Source organism: Alkalihalobacillus sp. TS-13, from assembly GCF_019720915.1.
Lineage (GTDB): Bacteria > Bacillota > Bacilli > Bacillales > Fictibacillaceae > Pseudalkalibacillus.
Genome location: NZ_JAHKSI010000001.1, coordinates 2,876,396 through 2,896,593, shown reverse-complemented (window position 1 = coordinate 2,896,593; position 20,198 = coordinate 2,876,396). Strand labels below are relative to the sequence as shown.

At 37.6% G+C, this 20,198-nt stretch carries 10 protein-coding genes; 5 read left to right on the top strand and 5 right to left on the bottom strand.

Annotated features, from left to right (window positions below):
• Positions 1-45 precede the first annotated feature (45 nt).
• The gene (locus tag KOL94_RS13980; RefSeq protein ID WP_221567017.1) at positions 46-3,480 is read right to left on the bottom strand and encodes a DUF2157 domain-containing protein; all 3,435 of its coding nucleotides are present in this window, start codon (positions 3,478-3,480) and stop codon (positions 46-48) included.
• A gap of 221 nt (positions 3,481-3,701) precedes the next feature.
• On the opposite strand from KOL94_RS13980, the gene KOL94_RS13975 reads away from it, so the two are divergent.
• On the top strand, positions 3,702-4,595 hold the full coding sequence (locus tag KOL94_RS13975; RefSeq protein WP_221567016.1) for a polysaccharide deacetylase family protein: 894 nt from the start codon (positions 3,702-3,704) through the stop codon (positions 4,593-4,595).
• Positions 4,596-4,752: 157 nt separating this feature from the next.
• On the opposite strand, the gene KOL94_RS13970 is transcribed toward KOL94_RS13975, so the two are convergent.
• Together KOL94_RS13970 and KOL94_RS13965 are read right to left on the bottom strand one after the other, a co-directional pair.
• The gene (locus KOL94_RS13970) at positions 4,753-5,847 is read right to left on the bottom strand and encodes an S-layer homology domain-containing protein (protein ID WP_221567015.1); all 1,095 of its coding nucleotides are present in this window, start codon (positions 5,845-5,847) and stop codon (positions 4,753-4,755) included.
• A 142-nt stretch (positions 5,848-5,989) separates the two neighbouring features.
• Positions 5,990-8,953, bottom strand: coding sequence for an FG-GAP repeat domain-containing protein (locus KOL94_RS13965; RefSeq protein WP_221567014.1), 2,964 nt, complete (start codon positions 8,951-8,953; stop codon positions 5,990-5,992).
• A gap of 187 nt (positions 8,954-9,140) precedes the next feature.
• On the opposite strand from KOL94_RS13965, the gene KOL94_RS13960 reads away from it, so the two are divergent.
• The gene (locus KOL94_RS13960; RefSeq protein WP_221567013.1) at positions 9,141-10,517 is read left to right on the top strand and encodes an N-acetylmuramoyl-L-alanine amidase; all 1,377 of its coding nucleotides are present in this window, start codon (positions 9,141-9,143) and stop codon (positions 10,515-10,517) included.
• A gap of 73 nt (positions 10,518-10,590) precedes the next feature.
• Positions 10,591-12,495, top strand: coding sequence for a S8 family peptidase (locus KOL94_RS13955; protein WP_221567012.1), 1,905 nt, complete (start codon positions 10,591-10,593; stop codon positions 12,493-12,495).
• 40 nt (positions 12,496-12,535) lie between these two features.
• Here KOL94_RS13955 and KOL94_RS13950 read toward each other — a convergent pair whose 3' ends face one another.
• Positions 12,536-13,555, bottom strand: a complete 1,020-nt coding sequence (locus KOL94_RS13950; protein WP_221567011.1) for a C40 family peptidase — start codon at positions 13,553-13,555, stop codon at positions 12,536-12,538.
• Between the two features lie 309 nt (positions 13,556-13,864).
• Here KOL94_RS13950 and KOL94_RS13945 point away from each other — a divergent pair, with 309 nt between their 5' ends.
• Together KOL94_RS13945 and KOL94_RS13940 are read left to right on the top strand one after the other, a co-directional pair.
• Entirely contained in the window at positions 13,865-18,184 is a 4,320-nt protein-coding gene (locus KOL94_RS13945; RefSeq protein ID WP_221567010.1) for a S8 family serine peptidase, read from the top strand.
• 172 nt (positions 18,185-18,356) lie between these two features.
• Complete coding sequence (locus KOL94_RS13940; protein ID WP_221567009.1) at positions 18,357-19,556, top strand: acyltransferase; 1,200 nt, start codon at positions 18,357-18,359, stop codon at positions 19,554-19,556.
• Positions 19,557-19,631: 75 nt separating this feature from the next.
• On the opposite strand, the gene KOL94_RS13935 is transcribed toward KOL94_RS13940, so the two are convergent.
• Positions 19,632-20,039 (bottom strand): hypothetical protein, encoded by a 408-nt coding sequence (locus KOL94_RS13935; RefSeq protein WP_221567008.1) that lies wholly within the window; start codon positions 20,037-20,039, stop codon positions 19,632-19,634.
• Positions 20,040-20,198 lie beyond the last annotated feature (159 nt).

Here is a 20,198-nt window from a genome sequence, read left to right as displayed (position 1 = left end):
GGGGCTGTTCATTTGTATGTGTGAGCCCTTCTTTTAAATAATTATTTAATCCCAACGTGCGATCTTTTTGATGATTTTCTCCTTGAATACCGTTAAAATGGTTGATTTTCCTTTAGACGTTTTTTGCTTGTGCCACTCGTTATAACTTGCTACGAAAATGAGTAGTGAACCAGTAATGAGGAGGTAACCCCACCATGGAAGATTTCCCCAAAATGGTCGGGTTTGTAAGATTACGTTAAGCAATAATACACCTGCCCCGATAAAGAAATAAGATTTTATCCGTTTAAACATTCCTGTAAGCATTGATAATAGGGAAAGCGATCCAAGAATAAGCGCATCGTAAATTGTCGAGCTTTCCAGTCCATCTTTAATAAGTAATACTGAAACAATCAAAAGAACTGCCCATTGGATTTGACTTGTGATCTTTTTATATCTTCCTTCCATACAACGGCGAAGAAAAACCACAAGTATAATCAACGGTAAAACATAAATTTCTTGCTTCCATAAAGGTGGAAGTATAATTGCGTTTACTAAAGCATAATAAGGCTGCAGCAAATATGCTCCCGAAAGAAATATAACAAACCTGAACCAGCTTGTGGGAACACGGGGTCTTTGAATCCATAATCCAATCGAGATCAAGATACCCGGTAAAGCTTTCAACCAAATCAAATCATGGTGTAAGGTATATAAAAACCCAAAGAAAATGAACGCAACAATTGTGTAGCTATCAAACTGCTTTAACCGACCATCCTCAATTTTATAGATGGATTTGTATATGAATTGTCCACTTAATAATAAGCAAATGCCGATACCTGCTGCTAGAAGAATTTTGAAAGATGCTTCCATATCCGACATCTCTAAAAACCGGCCAGTACCGATAAGAATCAACAAAAGTGGAAGTGAAGCGAACAGATCCCATTTTACTTTATGTAGGAAAATGAGTAATCCAACTGAATAGATTACAGTAAAGATGAATGTAAGCCATCCATATGGATCGACTATTAGAAAAGAACCGACGCCTAATATAGAAAAGGGAACAAGATAGTAGGAAGTCCTTCTTTTATAAAATTTGTTGGTGCTTTCCCAGAAAATCACAATCAATAGACTTGTAAACAGAAAAGCATATGGAACCTTGTCTTCGTACTGGAATGTTTCCAGAATTACAAACACTGTCATGAACAATGTCGTAAAGGTTCCATACAGCAAGGGTTTGATCTTCCACTCTGTATGTGCCATATAGGTACTTACCGCGTATATTCCCACAGCGACTAGAAAACTCCAGAGTGATCTTTCATTGTAATGGATATACGTGGACAACAATGCAAAAGGAATATAACAGTGGGCCACCCACGCTAATCCGTTCGATAAGATAATTTCATTTTTTCGGGTCAATACGGTGATAACCAGAAGGAACACTCCTCCGAGAGTCAGCTGTATGGATTCCGTGAAACTAGTAAATTCCAATGTTAGATGTGAGGCGCGTACTAAAGTGAAATACCATACAAGGAATGTCATCCCTATGACATAGGACATCCCCTTATAGTTCGTCACTTTATATAATGCATAATAAATTCCAATACCAGCTAACAAGACAATCGGCCGTACCCATGTTTCATTAATTGGTAAGGTTAAAGCTGAGAGAATACCTACCGTGTAAAAACCTTGTGCGATATAAAAGGAATACAGTGCAAGTGTGTTTCGTCCAATTGATTTCCAAGCAAAATAACTTAGAATCAGTACCAAACTCCCTAACACAAAGTTCATCGAAATACCGAGTTCAGTATAGTATAAAATCGATGCTCTGCGTAATTCTTCTCCAAAGAATGTAAATGCAAATCCGAGTGAAGCCGGAAGGATCAATGGAGCTATTTTTTTGTAAAGGGTATGACTATCGGAAACCATAACAATAAACGATGAGATGGCCAGAAAAAGAAATTGGATGCCAAGCTCCCAGGGGTGGTCAAAAGTACTGTTTGCAATAATTGTAACCAGCATAATACTGATTCCAACATCTTTTGAACTATTACGAATTACTTGAAGCAGAGGAAATTTAAGTATATATCCAAAGCATACAAGTAAAATAAACCCGATGAAAAATGCAGGTAATAAGAATGTGTCGAATTGTATCCATTGATCGATTTTCAATGCAACTTCATACAAGGAAGCCGCTAAAAATACAGGACTTAGATATATAAACAAACGCACTTTGTTAACATTTGATAGGTATATGAAATTTCCAGCAATAATAAGATATGCCAGCATCAATAGATAAGATGGCTCGTTCATACTTAATAAAATACCTTCATAGCTGATGTAAAGGAAGGCAAAGCCAGAAACGGCAGCACTTGTTAAGTGAAATACCTTTTTCAATGGAAATTGCTCATCCAGGAAACGAGGGAGTACTAAAAATATAATCCCTAGTACTGCATAAAACAGGGCACTGAATGTTTCTAGAAACGAATATTCAATCAATTGATAAGCGCCATATACAATCATTGTGCTGAATATGAAATGATATTCTTTTTGCCTGCTGACATAAATCATAGATAAATATAATATTGCAGTTAACAATAGATTGAAGCTGTAAAACGTATTGTTTTCATAAAAAAAGAGCATGAGTAGAGTCGAGAAGACAAGATTAATTTGTGCGAAATAGACGAGTTCATTGAAAAAGAGCTTCAACACTTCTCGTTTCTTTAACCAATGATAGTTTACGAGCAAAAGTCCATTATATAACATTATCCCCATATAAAACCCATCTACTGGAAGGCTGAAGGATGCAAGTAAAAATCCAACACAGATTGATAAAGTTATATATGAAAACCAAACAAACAAGCGAGATGAGAGACCTCGTGCTAAAAATCCGTAAACCGGTATGAGCAAGAAGCTTCCACTCATCCCAAGTATGTATCGACCTTGGCCATAAACGGATAGGAAGGGACCAAGTAACTCGAACCACCCTATTGAAAGAATGAAAATCGGTAAAAATAAACTTCCTAACACAATGAATGCAAATGCTGTTTTGTCAATTTTCAATATACGCTTCGTAATGAAGGCTAACCCATAAAACAGTCCAGAGACCAGTATAATGGAACCGCTTTTCATCCAATTAGACATCGTCTCCCAATTGCTTGTAGCTACAAACAATCCCCCGATAAGAAGTAAGATAACGCCAAGATTCAATGACCAGGTGATATTCCTCTCCCTGACCTCTTCGACTGTCAACTTCTTTTTAGCTTTTACCGGCTTAACAGGTTCAGCCGGTTCAGCAGGTGTGTTCTGTTCCTCATCTTTTGTCACCACACTTTGCTGATGTTGTTGCTCTTGTTTTTGTTTTTCATAAGCTAAGGAATCTACATAAAATTCATTATGTGCCTGTAATAAGCGTTCACATTCTTTCTCCGTAATATAGTTTCCTTCATTGAGAGTAGAAATTTCTTTAATAAATACTCTCCTTCTTTCTTGCCTCGAAAATTCCATTTTATCCCCCTTTGCAAAATTGGAAAAATTAGAAATGAATACCAATTCATTATAAATGATGTGTTAAGTGATTACTACCAAAACCAGGAGAAGAATCTAGGAGAATTTTATCAAAGATTGATAGGGTTCTTTTTGATTAGACAAATTATTTCATTTATTACCAAAATTTTGTTGTAAGACAGAAGATAAATGATATAATTCACATATAAAATAGTAACAATATGGAATATATGGGGGATTGTAATGTAGGGGATTTTTTTAAATGGTCTGTTTTGACCGGTTCTATTTTCGCTGTTCTTTTAATGATGGTAAGTTTTGATTCACCAAGAGAGAATAATAGTTTAGAAGCTTCCGCGAATATGCATCTGATTAATGATACTGAAATTCCAATTCTGATGTATCATCATTTCACTGAAATTGAAAGTGAAACAAGTAGTACCACAGTAACTGTTGAACGTTTCGAAGAACACATGTCTGCTTTAAAGGATGCGGGTTATAATACGATTACGGATGATCAGCTCTATCGTTTTTTACATTTTGATGAAGCACTACCCGAAAAGCCTATTATGATCACAATGGATGATGGGTATGAAAGTAATTACATACATGCTTATCCGATATTGAAAGAATTAGGGATGAACGCTACCATATATCTAGTTGTCAACGATCAAGAGAAAACACCAGGTACAATACCACATCTCACCTGGGAACAAACGAAAGAAATGTATAAAGCTGGTGTAATGGATATCCAAAGCCATACGTTTGATTCGCATTATTATATAGAATCGGAAACAGATGAAGGTCCTGCATTAATTACAATAGGAAAAAATGAAGATAAAGAGGTTTATCTAGAAAGGATTCGTAAAGATTTAACACAATCGAAAAAGATTATTGAATCCCAACTGCAAAAAGAGGTCGTAACAATAACTTATCCTTATGGAGCTACCAATGAAGATGTAATCAACATTGCAAAAGAGACAGGCTATAAGCTCGGAATCACAGTACAAATAGGCACTAACAATAGTGAATCCTCGCCATTTAAACTTAAGCGGCTGAATGTCATTAATCAATATGATGGAGGAACTCTTTTAAATAAAATTGAAGGATTAGAATAATAGTAAAAAGAGAGTAAAATCACTCTAAGCAAATGCAATTTTAAAATAAGATCCTGTTAAAGAACAACTTTGTTGATTTCGCAGAAATCAACAATACCAACTAACAAAGCATGAATTAAAAAGTGATTGTCCCTAAAAAGGGCAATCACTTTCATTTTTATTTTACTGGCGAATAAATCGTTGCTTGTTTTTTAAAAGCTTGATTCGTATAGACGAACGGATTTACCCCATATATTTTCCATTCTCCATCCACTTTACGCAAGAAGTAGTTTCCTTCGGTCGTATCATCGGGTACGCTTTCAGACTCTCCATTGTATGTGGTTGTAATTTCATAGCTGAGCCCTGTCAACTCTACAATTGCGAATCTAGTATTCTTTCCGACTACCTTTGTATTTGGAGTTCCTATCTGTTCAAAGGCATAGCTGTAGCCATCACCTACAAACTCGATTAATTGGTCATTGCTAGCATTTAATAGAGCATTATGGAAGCCAAGAGTGTATCGATCGATGACCGGATATGCCGACTGGTAATCTTCTGACTGGTAAGCCGCGTATATTTCATTTTCATTAGATAATACGACATTTTCCAAGATATCATCTGATGGAAGATTTGTTCCCTCTCTATTTAACGCATTTAAAAGCATGGATGAGGTTTCTGCACGTGTTGCCGTACCTTTAGGATAAAACTTTCCATTATACCCTTCGATGATCCCAACTGCACTAGCTTTATCAATAGATGGTACGGCCCAAGAAGAAAACGTATCTGAATCAATGAAATCAACTGATTCCCCGTATGTAAAATCGATGGATTGTACATATTCGAACGCCCGTACGACCATTGTTGCTAATTCTTGGCGAGAAATGTCCTGGTTTGGAGCGAACGTTGTTTGGGACACTCCATTTACGATTCCTAAAGCACTGGCGGTTTGAATCGGATCATAGAACCATTTGTCAGTTGGAACATCAGAAAAATTTGCACCTTTCCCTTCACTAGTCAGATCCAATGACCTGACAAGGAGCGCAACTACTTCTGCACGTGTGATGTCTTTGTTTGGACGTGCAGTCATGACTCCATCTGAATCAACGTAACCTTTGATAATATCCGCATCAATAAGTTGATACATGATATTCATTGCCCAATGATCTTCTAAGTCGTCTGCATAATACGCATCCAACTCCCCGTTGGCCATTGCAATTGAAAAACTACTGAACAACAGTGTTACTGCAAAAATACTTGCTAAAAGCTTTTTCATAATCTACCCCCTTAAAATAAACAACGTCTCTATTGTAAGATTTATCTAATTAAGTGTCAGTATGAGGAAATGCCTAACTACATTTTTGTATAGTGACATTTTTACTATAAAAATAAACCCTCCGATAATGGAGGTTAAGCTATTATTTGTATGAATAGTTAAGTGATGTCTCTTCACCATATCTGGTTAAGATATAAGTACTTCCGTTTTGTTGCACATCCCATTCTTTACTTGTCATTTTTATTCCATCTGGCGCAAATATTTTTATTTGCTGCATTCCTGTTTCCAAGAAATTAATGGTAACACTATTATTTTGCTGATCGATTCTGATAGGTACATTACTTTGCATGATGTGAGGCTCATTTTCGTATTGTGTTTTCAATTTCAATTTGATGTTATCTTTACCAGAAAAATATAATGTAGAGCCAATATTCGTATAAACAGGGGCGTCGGTGCTGAATACAAATCCTTTATATTTTTCACCCATTTCAACCTTATAGCCTATCGAGTGCTCATATGGATTGATCAACTCATGATTCGTATCTTGATCGTCTTCATTAATATAAACCGTATGATGTAATTTTCTCCTAATCAAGTTCTGAAAATCTGAGGTGACTTTTTCAATAGGGTTGTAGTTTAGTGTACTGGTCGTCTGATGGGTTGCTAGAATGCTTTTATAAAGCTGTTCTGTAGTCATAACATTATAATCCGTACCAGTTACGAAATTTTTGAAATTACTTAAATGATCAAGTTCATCAATATTTTTGATTTCATTTATGAAAGGCAAGTCAAATTTTGATAATGTACTTTCCCTGCCGGTATGTGGTTCATGATAGACTTTATCGTCTATCGTTTTCTCATTCATTTTTGTGAAAGGAAAAGTCCATAAGTTGGTTTTTCCCTCATTCGTAACATCCATTTTCTCATACCACCAAATATCCTTAAGGTTTGGAACTTCTGAAACATCATACTTTTCACTCAAACGGAATGGATCTATTGTGAATGTAATTCCACTTGGTTTCCAGTCGAAGTTATATGTTTGAAATGCTTCTTTTAACCCTCCTAAATCTTTTAGATACGCTTCATTATCCTTCGATGTATTCAAGTACAGATGAGGGTAAATTCGTATTTTGTTTTGCTTTGCTTTATCTGCTAGAGCTGAAAGTGTGTCTTTATAGGGGTAATTTGGCGAATCAATCGAATGTTCGTCCCCATAAGCGAGCAGTCCAACAATCAAGTCAAAGGTCTGATCACCATCTACATCAGTCATGACGGGCACGGAATTTTTTCCATTCCATAACCTGTTATCACCAAACGGATTTATTTTTGAAGATAACATATAACCTCTATCAATGAATTGACCCTTATTCAATTCAAAACGTTTTATAAACCCACTGCCAGAACCGATCAGCAGATCAGGTTGGTCATTGTTGTCATAGTTTAGAAGTTTGGGTGCAGCAAAATTTTTAACTCTGATATTCCCCTCATTGCTTGTTAGTTTATGCCCTACCTCAGAAAAGTGGAGAGATGCGTTTTTTACGTCATTATTGTCGTCTTTTTCATCTTCAGCTTCTTCCCCAGTATGGAAATAGACATCCCCAGATTCTGTTCCATAGATCAGATCGTCGATACCGTCTGCATCAATATCACCAATTTCGGGCATAATGTATTTATAGTCCTTTTTGACGTCGATGATTTCCTCTGGTAACGCATATTCATTATCTTCATTTCTTAGTAATACGACTATTTTTCCGTTTCGATTTCCAGAAATGATATCGATGTTCCCATCCTGATTGTAGTCAACTAAGCGGGGACTTGCATAATCACCAAGATCAATTGGTTGTCCTGTCTCAAGTTTTAATGGGCCTTTTGGGTGCAAAATCCATTCTTCTTTCTCTAATGACCCTTCGTAAAAATAAATCTTTCCATTCGAACTCCCTGCGATAAGATCTTGAACCCCATCTTCATTCATATCTTTGATGTCGATATAAGCATGGTATGGGAGTTTGACTTCTCCATCCAGTGGTAGTTTGTCAGGGTATGTCTGTAAATCAGAATCTCTATCTGCTGCTATCTTCATTTTTTCTGCCTTATTATTAAATGAAAGCTGATTTTCACTACCAGTATTGGAGAAATAAGATATACTCTCCTTCCAAGTATCTGGTGAATATGAGAATTTGGGAAGTGAGAGGGAAGGGATCAACTTTTCTTTTTCAATTTTTGCTAGAAATGTATCCAGCTTTTGTTCTGAAAGACCGCTGTTTTCCTTCAATGTATGTTGTATGGCTACCCCAGGACGTCCATGAGTTCCAAGTACTTTTGAAACAGCATAACCATACATGTCTTTTGCCACAAAAGTAATATACTCATTTCGAAACAAGAAGTTACCAGCTGTAAAGGTATAATGAAAGTCTTCTTGATCTTTGTATTGTTTTTGGAAATCATATCTTGTTACGTAATGATCGTTAGGCAATAGTTCACTTGCAAAAAATACAGTTCCATCTCCGTGCTCATTCAATGAATACAAAGATAACTCACCATTGGATACGATCGATTGGGCGGTGGAGGGGATGAGACCAACTCCCAGGTCCAAGCCTTCAAATTCCTTCGTAGATTCAAAAGCCATATCCTGATTGAATTGTTCGACTAACTTTTGAATTCCGCTGACATTACGGTCACCAGCAGGATATTTAAGTTTATTTGGAAATCGTTTTATTTTTTGGAAATCCCGAGCACCAATAAAGTCTTTCGGAAATTCTTTGTAAAATTCATTTTCAAGAAATAGATATCCGCCTTCTTTAACGAAATGCTCGATCGGTGCCTTGCTATGGTCAAAATACTTACTTCCTATGATACTTGGATCCAAATAAATGACTTCATAGTTTGTAAGATCAACAGAATTTAACACGCTGATTGGCATTGTTTCGACATTTGTATTTGCTACCAGGGTTTGTCTCAAATGTTGATAAGCATCGATGTGCTCATCTGAATCTTTCTCATAAATTACAAGCGTATCAATTACTTGAGGTTTAGAATTAAAAACCATTAAAAAGTAAACTTCCAACAATAAGATGACGATAGTAAAAGCAAGGATTGTTTTTTTCATATATTCATTCACACTCCACGTTCACTATTATAGGTGAAAATTCATTGTCCAGCTAATCAATTTTACAAAAAATTCATATCAAAATATGACGAAAAGTGTGATAGGTATGTTGATACAAAATTATCCAACTATAGTTGTGTGCTAATATTGTCGTATATTAAAACTTTTAGGGGGAAATTAGGGAAAAATGAAAAAACTTGTAAGTCTAGCGTTGTCTCTCTTAGTCTTTGTTGCATTACTTGGAGGGGCGGAAGGGGAAGTCTCTGCAAAAACGAATTTCAGTGATATTCCTTCCAATCATCCATATGCCGATCAAATCTATTATTTGGTCAATAAAGGAATCATCAATGGTTATCCTGATAATACATATCGACCGAATGACAAGGTAACCAGAAGAGAAGCAGCAAAAATGATCGGTTCAGCTTTCAATCTTAACGGAACGAAACGTAAAACAGTCTTTTCAGATGTCAAAAACACAGATTATGCTTCTGGCTACATCCAATCAGCATATGAAGCTGGTTATATCACAGGATATGGTGATGGTACATATCGTCCAGGCGGACAAATGACACGCGGGGAAATGTCATATTTAATTTCCAAAGCCTTCAGTTTTACAGCTTCAAAAAAGTATTATTTTGTAGATGTCAATCCATTTAGTCATCAGTACGATCCAATCAACAAAATCGCAAACAATGGGGTGACGATTGGATATAATGATAATACATACCAACCGAAACGTGATATGACACGTGCTGAATTCGCATTGTTCGTTGCTCGCTCTTTGGAACCTTCTTTCCGTGTCACGAAATCACAAATGAGCCCGGAAACACGCATCATAAAGGCTGATTGGCTCAATGTAAGAAAAGGTCCAGATACTTCTTATAGTTCTGTAGGATTAATGAAATACGGAACAACGGTTTCTCGTTATTTCGTTGATGGTGATTGGGCTTATGTGAAAGGGAGTGGATTAGAAGGGTATGTCCACACAGCTTATCTAGGATCTCCGACATCAATAAGCGGTAAGATCATCACTGTAGATCCTGGGCATGGCGATACTGATCCAGGTGCTTCCGCAAATGGATTGGTGGAAAAAGAAGTGGTGCTTGCTGTCAGTAAAAAATTAAGAACCTATCTAGAACAAGCTGGGGCAAAGGTTGTCATGACACGAGAAGGTGATACATATCCTTCATTAAGCAGACGGGTGGAAATTGCGGAAACTAGTAAATCTGATAGTTTCATCAGTGTTCACGCAAATAATTTCCATAATGATGCTGCACATGGTACAGAAACGTATTTTAATAAATACGCCCCTAAAGCTAAAGAAAGTGAAAAGCTTGCAACCTATATCCAAAATCGTCTTTATAAAGCAATCGATACATCGAATCGTGGCGTAAAGCATGGGGACTTCCATGTAATACGTGAAAATTCAATCACTGCTGTTCTCGTCGAACTCGGTTTTCTCTCTAATCCTTCTGATGCGAAGAAACTTGCTTCAGACAGTTATCGTGATAAAGCCGCAAAAGCCATTTATCTTGGTGTAATGGATTATTATGAAAGTAAATAGTTACTAAATTATGAAACGGGTGCCATTCGGCATCCGTTTTCATATATACTTGTATTAGATTAGGGGGGAGAAAATGTATAAAAAGACATGGTGGATTTTATTAAGTTTCTTTTTATTCTCATTTTTGAATGACATCAATTCAATCCACGCAAAAAGTGAAAAGGAATACTTGATTACATTTACTGATGAAATAACTGAAGGAATGATTGAACAGAGTGGAGGAGAAATTCTACATAGATACCCGGTCATCAATGCCGTGGCTGCTCGCCTTCCAAAAGCATCTGCTCAGTCACTGACCGAAAATCCTCGGATCGACAATATTGAAGCAAATGCACCTGTCCATATCGATGGACAAACGATAGGGTGGGGATTTGATGAAATCGTGAATAATCTATCAGATCCTTTTGAAAATGCAGGTAATGGAGTAAAGATCGCCATCTTAGACTCCGGGGTTGATACCGACCATCCAGATTTGCGTATTGCCGGTGGTGTTTCCTTCGTTAAAAGCGAACCGTCATATGAGGATAAAAATGGTCATGGAACTCATGTAACTGGTATCGTCGGTGCTCAAAATAATGAGATTGGTATACTTGGAGTCGCACCTAAGGCAGATATCTATGCTGTAAAAGTACTGAACCAATACGGCAATGGAAGTCAATCTGAAGTCATCGCGGGAATCCAATGGGCAATAGACAACGACATGGATATCATCAATTTAAGTTTAACAAGCCCAGTAGGTTCTACAGCTTTACAATCCATATTAAAAGTAGCAAAGGATAAGGGCATCTTTGTTGTATCGGCAAGTGGTAATTCGGAAGAACATCCTTCTGGAGAACACGTCCAGTATCCAGCGAGATACCCGGAAACCATTGCGGTTGGTTCGATAAAAGAAAATCGTTCCTTATCCACTTTCACAATGTATGGTCCATCACTTGATCTCATAGCTCCCGGAGAAAATATAATGAGTACCTACTTGAATGGCAAGTATGAAGAGAGCAGTGGCACTTCTATGGCAACACCATTTGTAACTGGGACCATTGCTTTATATAAGGAATTCTATCCAGATGCTACATACGAAGATATCCAATCTCTCTTATACCTATATGCGTGGGATTTTTGGCCAAAAGGAAAGGACGATAAGTTCGGATATGGACTGGTACAGACACCCTATGAAAAGGAACTCCTACCTGTCAAAGATTTGAGGGTCTTTCCTAGCCTTAAGAATTTAGAAAAGGGAGAGATAGAACTTAAATGGGAAAAATCCCACTATCCCCCAGAACACATCAATTTTAACGTTTATCGAGATGGAAAATTAGTCAGAACTTTATCGGGATCAAGTACTAGTTTTATAGAATCTGTACCTTATGGAAAATACACTTACTCAGCTACGATTATAGACAAAGCTGGTAGAGAATCACCTCTTAATACGATAAAAGTGAACTTACAAGACGAATATAAAGGATTTATTGATGTCGGTAGCACTAGTTGGTATGGAGATGCGATTGTACATCTTAAACAAGAAGGGATCATCAATGGGTATCCAGATGGGACGTTTCTTCCTGAAGAATCGATCACAAGAGGAGAAGCGTCCATGTTACTTGGGAAAGTTTTCGGGCTTGATACGACAAGGACAGGTACAATTTATAAAGATGTGAGTAAGTCTTATTTTGCATCTGGTATCATTCAGATTCTTGCTGAAAGAAGCATTACAAAGGGATATCCAGATGGTAAATTTTATCCTAATGACTCATTGACGCGTGGTGACGCTGCAGTATTATTGAAAAGAGCATTCAATCTAGAGGTTGATACTTATAGGGAAATCACAGATGTCAAAAAAGGTCAGTATACTTATGAACCTATTCAAGCTATCTATTCGAATGGAGTGACTACAGGTTATCCTAATGGAACCTTTAAACCTACTAAGGAGATCAGTAGAGCAGAATTCGCAGCATTCGTCAGCCGTATAATTAAGCAATGAAAAAGGTTTGGCCCGATTTAATTCGGGTCAAACCTTTTTATCATCTATTCATTGCACGATGTAAAAATACTGAGAACTCAGATCTTGTCGCATTATTTTTAGGACGATACGTATTATCAGTATATCCAGCGGCTATGCCGTTTGTAGAAACGTTTTGAATCGGGTTGTAAGCCCAATGCGATTCCGGTACATCCTTAAAATCAGTTGCTGAACCTACTTTTGCTAGATTAAAAGCATCTGAGAAGAGTGAAGCAATTTCACTTCGTGTAATTTCCTCATTGGGCCGGAATGTGTTATCTGGGTAGCCCTGGAAATATCCAGCATCCAACGAAGCGTTAATTGCTCCTTTTGCCCAATGATTTTCCGGAACGTCAAGTGCTTTTGATTTTCCGTCCTTTATTGTAAGATCGAATGCTTTGGCAAGCATGGTTGCAACTTCGGCTCTCGTAATCGAATTAGTAGGTTTGAATAGACTCTGATCATAGCCTGTTATGATATCTTTTTTAGATAAGTATGTAATAGAATCGTAGGCCCAATAATCATTTGGGACGTCATGATATTCCCCTTTAGGGAGTGTCGGAAGTGGTTCAGGCTTTGTTTCTTTTACTTCCTCTTTTATGACTCTTCTTGCACCTGTGTATTTAGGTCCCCAATAATACGGATCGTTGATGGATGTCTTCTTTACGCCGCTTGATGCCGCATGGACAAAGTATCCGTCCCCTACATATATTCCTGAATGTGATACGCCTGCTTTATATGTATTAGAAAAGTAAACGATGTCACCTGGTTGTAAGTTTGATTTTGATACCGCCGTACCAACTTTGGACTGATCTAGTGAAGTTCTGGGTAGTGAAATGCCTACCTTATTAAATACGTAAAGCATAAATCCTGAACAATCAAATCCGCTAGGTGTGGTACCACCATATTTATAAGGTGTTCCTATGTATTGTTTAGCAATAGAAATGACCTGATCCTCTTTACTGCTTGCATAGGCTGATGGTGTCACTAGGGTAGCTGAAACCACTATCACTGCAAACAGACTCAGCATTTTACGAAACACTGAAACCCCTCCCCTTATTTATACAATTTTCTATTTTTTCTTACAAAATAAAGTTTAGCATACAAAAATAACCTGCAGGATTACAGTTATGTAACAAAGTTTTACAAATATATTAAATCCAACCATATTTAATCTTGTCGAACATAAATATTTTATAAACTCTCTTGGCGAAATTTGAAGAAAATAACAACAAATGAATAAATTGACTTATCTAAGACTTTTGTATTACAATAAATTTATGTAATTTTCGGAAAAATTCTCTTTTTTTCGAGTATTACACTAAAACCTTTTAAGGGGGAATTGTAAGGGATGAAAATGCGCAAGCCTTTTCTATTTCTAGTAATCTTCTTACTGGCATTCTCTAATGTTGCTTTTGGTGCAACTAGTCCAGTATCTAAGAGTTCACTAGAAAAAGTCGAAAAGCTAGATCGTCAATTGGTCAAGACAATTGAGAAACAGGACTCTGAAAAGAAGTACAAGCCAAGTGATGAGGTAAGAATCATCGTTGAGTTGGAGAATGAACCGGCGATGTTTTCAGCACAGAGCTCTGGTAAGAGCTATCAAGATTTATCCGCTTCAGATAAAAAGAAGCTGAGAAATGATGCGATCGATGCTCAAAAGAAAGTGAAAGACAGCATCAAAAAAGCCTCAATTCCAATGGAATACAACCAAAGTTTTACAACAATCGTCAATGGATTCAGTGGTAAAGTACAATACAAATTCATTGAGATGATTGAAAAACAAGCTAATGTAGAAAGTGTACATATAGCCCACAAATATGAAAGACCTGAGCTCCAAGAACCAGATATGATTTATAGTAAGGAACTGGTCAAGGCTCAACAAACATGGGAAGATTTCGGTTACAAGGGTGAAGGAATGACAGTGGCAGTAATCGACACTGGTATAGATCCTTCACACAGGGACATGGTTTTAAGTGAAGAAACAGACCCTGAGCTTTCTGAACAATCCGTAAATGATTTGATTGCTGAAGAAGGTTTGAGAGGTAAATATTTCACTGAAAAAGTTCCTTATGGATACAACTATGCAGATCAAAACCAGGAAGTACTTGATCTAGGCCCTGGTGCTAGTATGCATGGTATGCACGTATCCGGTACAGTAGGTGCTAATGGTGATGAAGAAAACGGTGGAATCAAAGGGGTTGCGCCTGAAGCTCAAATCCTTGGAATGAAGGTATTTGGAAATGACCCTGGAATGCCGTTCACTTATAGTGACATTTATGTAAAAGCGATTGATGATGCAATCATGCTAGGCGCTGATGTCATCAATATGAGTTTAGGTTCAACAGCTGCTTTTGTCCGCCCGGAAGACCCAGAGCAAAAAGCGATTGAAAGAGCAGTTAACAACGGAGTAATGATGGCAATTTCCGCTGGTAACTCCGCTAGATTCGGAGAAGGTTTCGACAATCCATATGCTAGCAACCCTGATATCGGAGTAGTTGGATCTCCAGGATTGTCTACAGATTCTTTGCAAGTCGCTTCTTTTGAAAACCAATATCTTGATTTAGCAGGATTCAACGTGACAGTTGATGGAGAAGAACGTGATCCTGTAGCTTATCTTTCTGCTAGCAGTGTGGATCCATCTTCATTAGGTGAAGGAAACTATGAAGTCGTATATGCTGGTCTTGGAAGAATGCCTGGTGATTCAGAAGTTGATCAAGATGCAAATGACTTCGAGGATGTAGATGTCGAAGGTAAGATTGCGCTGATCCAACGTGGAGAAGCGACATTCGTTGCTAAGACTTTGAATGCGCAAGAGCATGGTGCAGTTGGAGTCATTATCTTCAATAACACTTCAGGTTATGTAAGCATGGCAACTGATCCTAGCATCACAATTCCACAATTATTCGTCTTGAAGCAACCAGGCGATGAGTTAAGAGATGAATTGAATGACGGCAAGACAGTTGAGATTGCGTTCCAGGGTGAAAAGGTTACAGCATTAAACCCTGAAAATGGTAAACTATCAAGTTTCACTTCTTGGGGTACTACACCTAACCTGGATTTCAAGCCTGAAATCACAGCACCAGGTGGGAATATCCTTTCAACTCTTAATGATAACAAGTATGGTTTGATGAGCGGTACCTCCATGGCTGCACCTCATGTAGCTGGTGGATCAGCACTTGTCATGCAAAGAGTGGATGAAGAATTCGATCTTTCTAATACAGATCGTGTTGAGATGGCAAAGAACATTTTAATGAACACATCAAAACCACAAATAGATAAAGGTCTTTACAACGATTATTATAAGCCAGGATTAAATTACTCACCTCGTAGACAAGGTGCTGGTTTGATGGATCTTCACGCTGCGATGAGTACACCTGTCGTCGTTACAGAAGTTGAGTCTGGTATTGGAAAAGCTTCATTGAAAGAGATGGATGGACAAGCTACTTTTACTCTTAAACTTGAAAACTTCAGTGACCAAAGTGCAGTTTATAAGACAAATGGAACTGTACAAACCGACTTGGTATTGGATGGTTATAATTATGTTGAAACCCAAGGAATCTTTAAAGACGGTACGGTAAGTGGTGAAGCACCGTTTCTTGGTGAATTCCCGATCGAGATCACTTCAGCTAACGGCAGTGAAGTTGATGGTGAATATCATGTACTCGTCCCTGCAAATGATACAATCGAGGTAGAAGTATCAATCGACTTAACAGATGCAGTTGATTGGGGCTATAATGTACCACTATCGGAAATCTTTGAAAATGGTCATTTTGTAGAAGGATTTGTATCTTTCACAGATGTAAATGACGTAAATCCTGAACTGAATGTCCCTTATGTAGGATTTAATGGTGATTGGGATCAAGCACCGATCGTCGATAAGACGATTTATGAAGATGGTTCATTCTACGGCATCACTGGATTGGTTTCTCCTTCAGGAAATGATTATGGTTTCTTAGGTACGAATGCTGTATCTGATGAAGCACATGGTGACAAAGTGGCATTCTCACCAAATGGTGATGGTGTACAAGATTCTGTGTTACCAGTTCTTTCATTCCTAAGAAATGCAAAGAAAGTGAAGTTTTCTGTACTAGATGAAGAAGAAAATGAATTGCTGACACTCCGTACTGAAAATGATGTCAGAAAACATTATTTTGACGGTGGTGCGGCAGAAATGTACACCATTTTTGATGCAGCAGCATGGAATGGAAAGCATAAAGGTGATGTTGTAGAAGATGGGTTATACCATTATCAAATTGAATCTGTAGTCGATTATGATGATGCTGAGTGGCAATCGACAACAATTCCTGTATACATCGATACTAAGGATCCTTCCGTTGATGTATCATACGATTCTGAGTCTGGAAAGATCACTTGGAGTGCTGACGATGAAGGTGTAGGCGTTTCCCATTTCGACGTATTGGTCAACAACAAGAGTGTCCTTGAAACACCTTTAGCAGGTGATATAACAGAGTACACTGTTGAAAATACAAGTGATGTGAAGACTGTCAAGGTCATTGCTTACGACTGGGCAGGAAACACTGGTATGGATACAGCTGGCGAAGCTGATGAAACAATTCCATTCGTTACAGCAGTAACTCCTGAAGCTCTTGGTGTATATGCTGACAAAGTAGTTAAAGTTCAAGGTTACGTAAACGATGATTCCGATGTTGAAAAGCTTCTTATCAATGGTAAGCAAGCCAAGTTGACATGGGATGACGCAAATAAGCGATATACCTTTGATACAAATGTAGAATTCAAAACCGACGGTATCAAGGATATTCATTTTGTTGGTGTCGATGCTAGCGGAAATGAAATTTCATTTAAACGCACAGTCGTCATCGATTCGACAAAACCAAAACTTGACGTCGATGGTCCGCATTTTACAAACAAAGAAAAAGTAGAGCTAGATTTCAAACTCTCAGATAACTATGATCAACTACGATTCTATATCGATGGCAGTGAGGTTTATTACAAAGAATTCAAAGAGCCATATGAAATGAGATCTTTCTCCAAAGAATTGACGGAAGAAGTTTCATTAAAAGATGGCGAAAATCGCATCGAACTGAAATTGGTTGATCTTGCAGGAAACACCACGAAGAAGAATATCATGATCTACAAGACTGATAAGAAAGTAAAAGATTTTAAAGATGTAAAAGATAATCATTGGGCTAAGGATGCTATTCAAACACTGAATGTCATGGGTGTAATCAATGGCTATACAGATGGAAACTTCGGTGTCAACGATGAAGTTTCTAGAGTGCATGCAGCTCAAATGATTGTACGTGAACTTGGTCTCAGCACCGATAATCGTCCAGACCCAGGATTCAAGGATGTAAAACCTAGTGACTATGGTTACGCTGAGATTGCTGCTATTGCTGATGAGGGGATCATGAACGGTTATAATGGTAAATTCAATCCTAAAGCTACGGTTACACGTGCTGAAATGACGAAAATTCTAGTAGAAGCTTATGATTTGAAGGGATCTGCAGAGCATAAATTTACTGATATCCCAGTTGATCACTGGAGTGTCGACTATATTAATACAATGGTCGCAAATGGTTATGTTGCTGGTTATGCAGATAACACATTCAAACCGAATAATAAGCTGACAAGAGCAGAGTTTGCTACATTATTAATTAGAATGAAAGACGATCGTTTCAAGAATTAATGTGCACAATCAAGGAGCAGTCCTTACGGGCTGCTCTTTTTTACGTTCATGGTTTTTAAATGTTTTGTAAAAATGTTTTATCCCTGTTGACTCATGGGTAAGGCATGGTAGTATTAATAACATGTCGTATTTTGTAAGAATATAACAATAGTTTAGTAGAGTTGGTGAAGTTATGGGAGTGGAAACACGGAGATTGAACCTGGATGAAATCCAATTGGCAAGAGCGTTTGCTATCATTGCAGTATTGCTGGTGCATTCCTCATCTACTGGAGTTACGAGTGTGCCTACGGATTCTTTATTATTTCCAATCTACAATTTTTTTAATGTTGCTGGAAAGCTTGGTACGCCGACATTTATCATGTTAAGTGCTTTTGTCCTTTTTTATAACTATTATCCACGAAAAACAGATGCAACTTTGATCAAAAATTTCTATATTAAACGATTGAAATATATTTTGATTCCTTATCTGCTCTTTTCCGGCCTTTATTTTGGAGTCAAATGGTTCGCTTATTATGACTACCCGAGTTTTGGGTTTGCCTTAAATAAATTTTTATACCTGGTTGCGCTAGGTAAGGCGCATCCGCACTTATATTTTGTCTTTATCAGTGTTCAATTGTATTTACTATTCCCGTTCTTTATGTTGTTGTTTAAAAGATTCAAGCGTTTGAGAAAGCATGCCTTCTGGTTGGGAATAGCCATTCAATGGATATGGGTGTATCTGAACAAGGAATATTTCCATATCACTTTGAAGGGATCCATTTCATTATCTTACATGTCCTTTTATTTCGTAGGAGCGTATCTAGGTATCTATTATCATGATTTGCGTGAAAAAATGAAGGATCATCTCATTCGGTTTAAAACCTTAGCGTTCATCTTTTTCTTATATGGTACCCTAGTAGTTCTGTACACTGGATATATGTATTTGGTCAGGATCGGAGCTTACGGGATCGTGTCAAATAACCTTCCTGATCTGATCAACCAATATATTGCTGAATTTACGTGGGCTACACATGCGTTGTTTGCTGGATTGGGATTATTCCTTCTTGCGCATTGGGCAGAGAAGAGTTTTCAGCCAAGCAGAAAAAGATTTTTTATGGAAATTGGAGCTACATCTTTTGGGATATATTTGATTCACCCTATGCTACTTATGATCATGAGGTATTTCGTTCAAGGTGGTTCCCCATTGGTATTCCACGGTTGGCAAATATTAACCTTTATAGTGATTTTTGTTTTAAGCTGGGCAATCGTACGGCTTACTCATAAGCTCATTCCTCAATATTGGATCATATTCGGTAAGATGCCTCCAATGGAAACGAGTAGAAAATATAAAGCTGATGCACACAGAAATACTTCAACGTCTCTGTCTAGTTAAATAGGTAATAAAGTAAACGAGGCTGACCAGGTATCATGATTTCGATACAGAGTCAGCCTCATCATTTGTATATTCTTATTTTTCCTGTATATCAGTAAGGTGTAGTGCACCGTCTTTTTCTTCATATGTGAAAGTGATTTCAGAATCAACTTCAAGAGATTCTACTTTTTCTTTCAGTTCTTCACCAAATTGAAAGGCTTGCGGTCCATCCTCCATCATGATTTCGATGGTATGGCCATCTGCTTGACCGCTATATGTACCTTCGCCTGTATTTTGTTCTGTAGTGGCATCATCCTCTGAAGCATTCTCGTCAGCAGGTTCTTCATTCGTATCTTCATTATTTTGTTCAGTCGAATCTTCGTTTTTTGGCTGTTCTGTGCCCTCACCAGAAGTTTGATCCCCAGTCTCTTCAGTTGTTCCGCATCCTGTCATAAGAGCAATGGCCAACAACATCACTCCGATGATTTTTTTCCATTCTTTCATTTTGATTCCCCCAATGTTGTGAACTAACATTATTTTACCAAATTGGAAAATGAAAAGGGGGGTTGGTTGTAAACTCAGTTCTTTATCCCTAAGTATTTGGTTATGCCTACTACAGAAAACTGTTAGATAAGATTTGAACCATCTCATCTAACAGTTAAG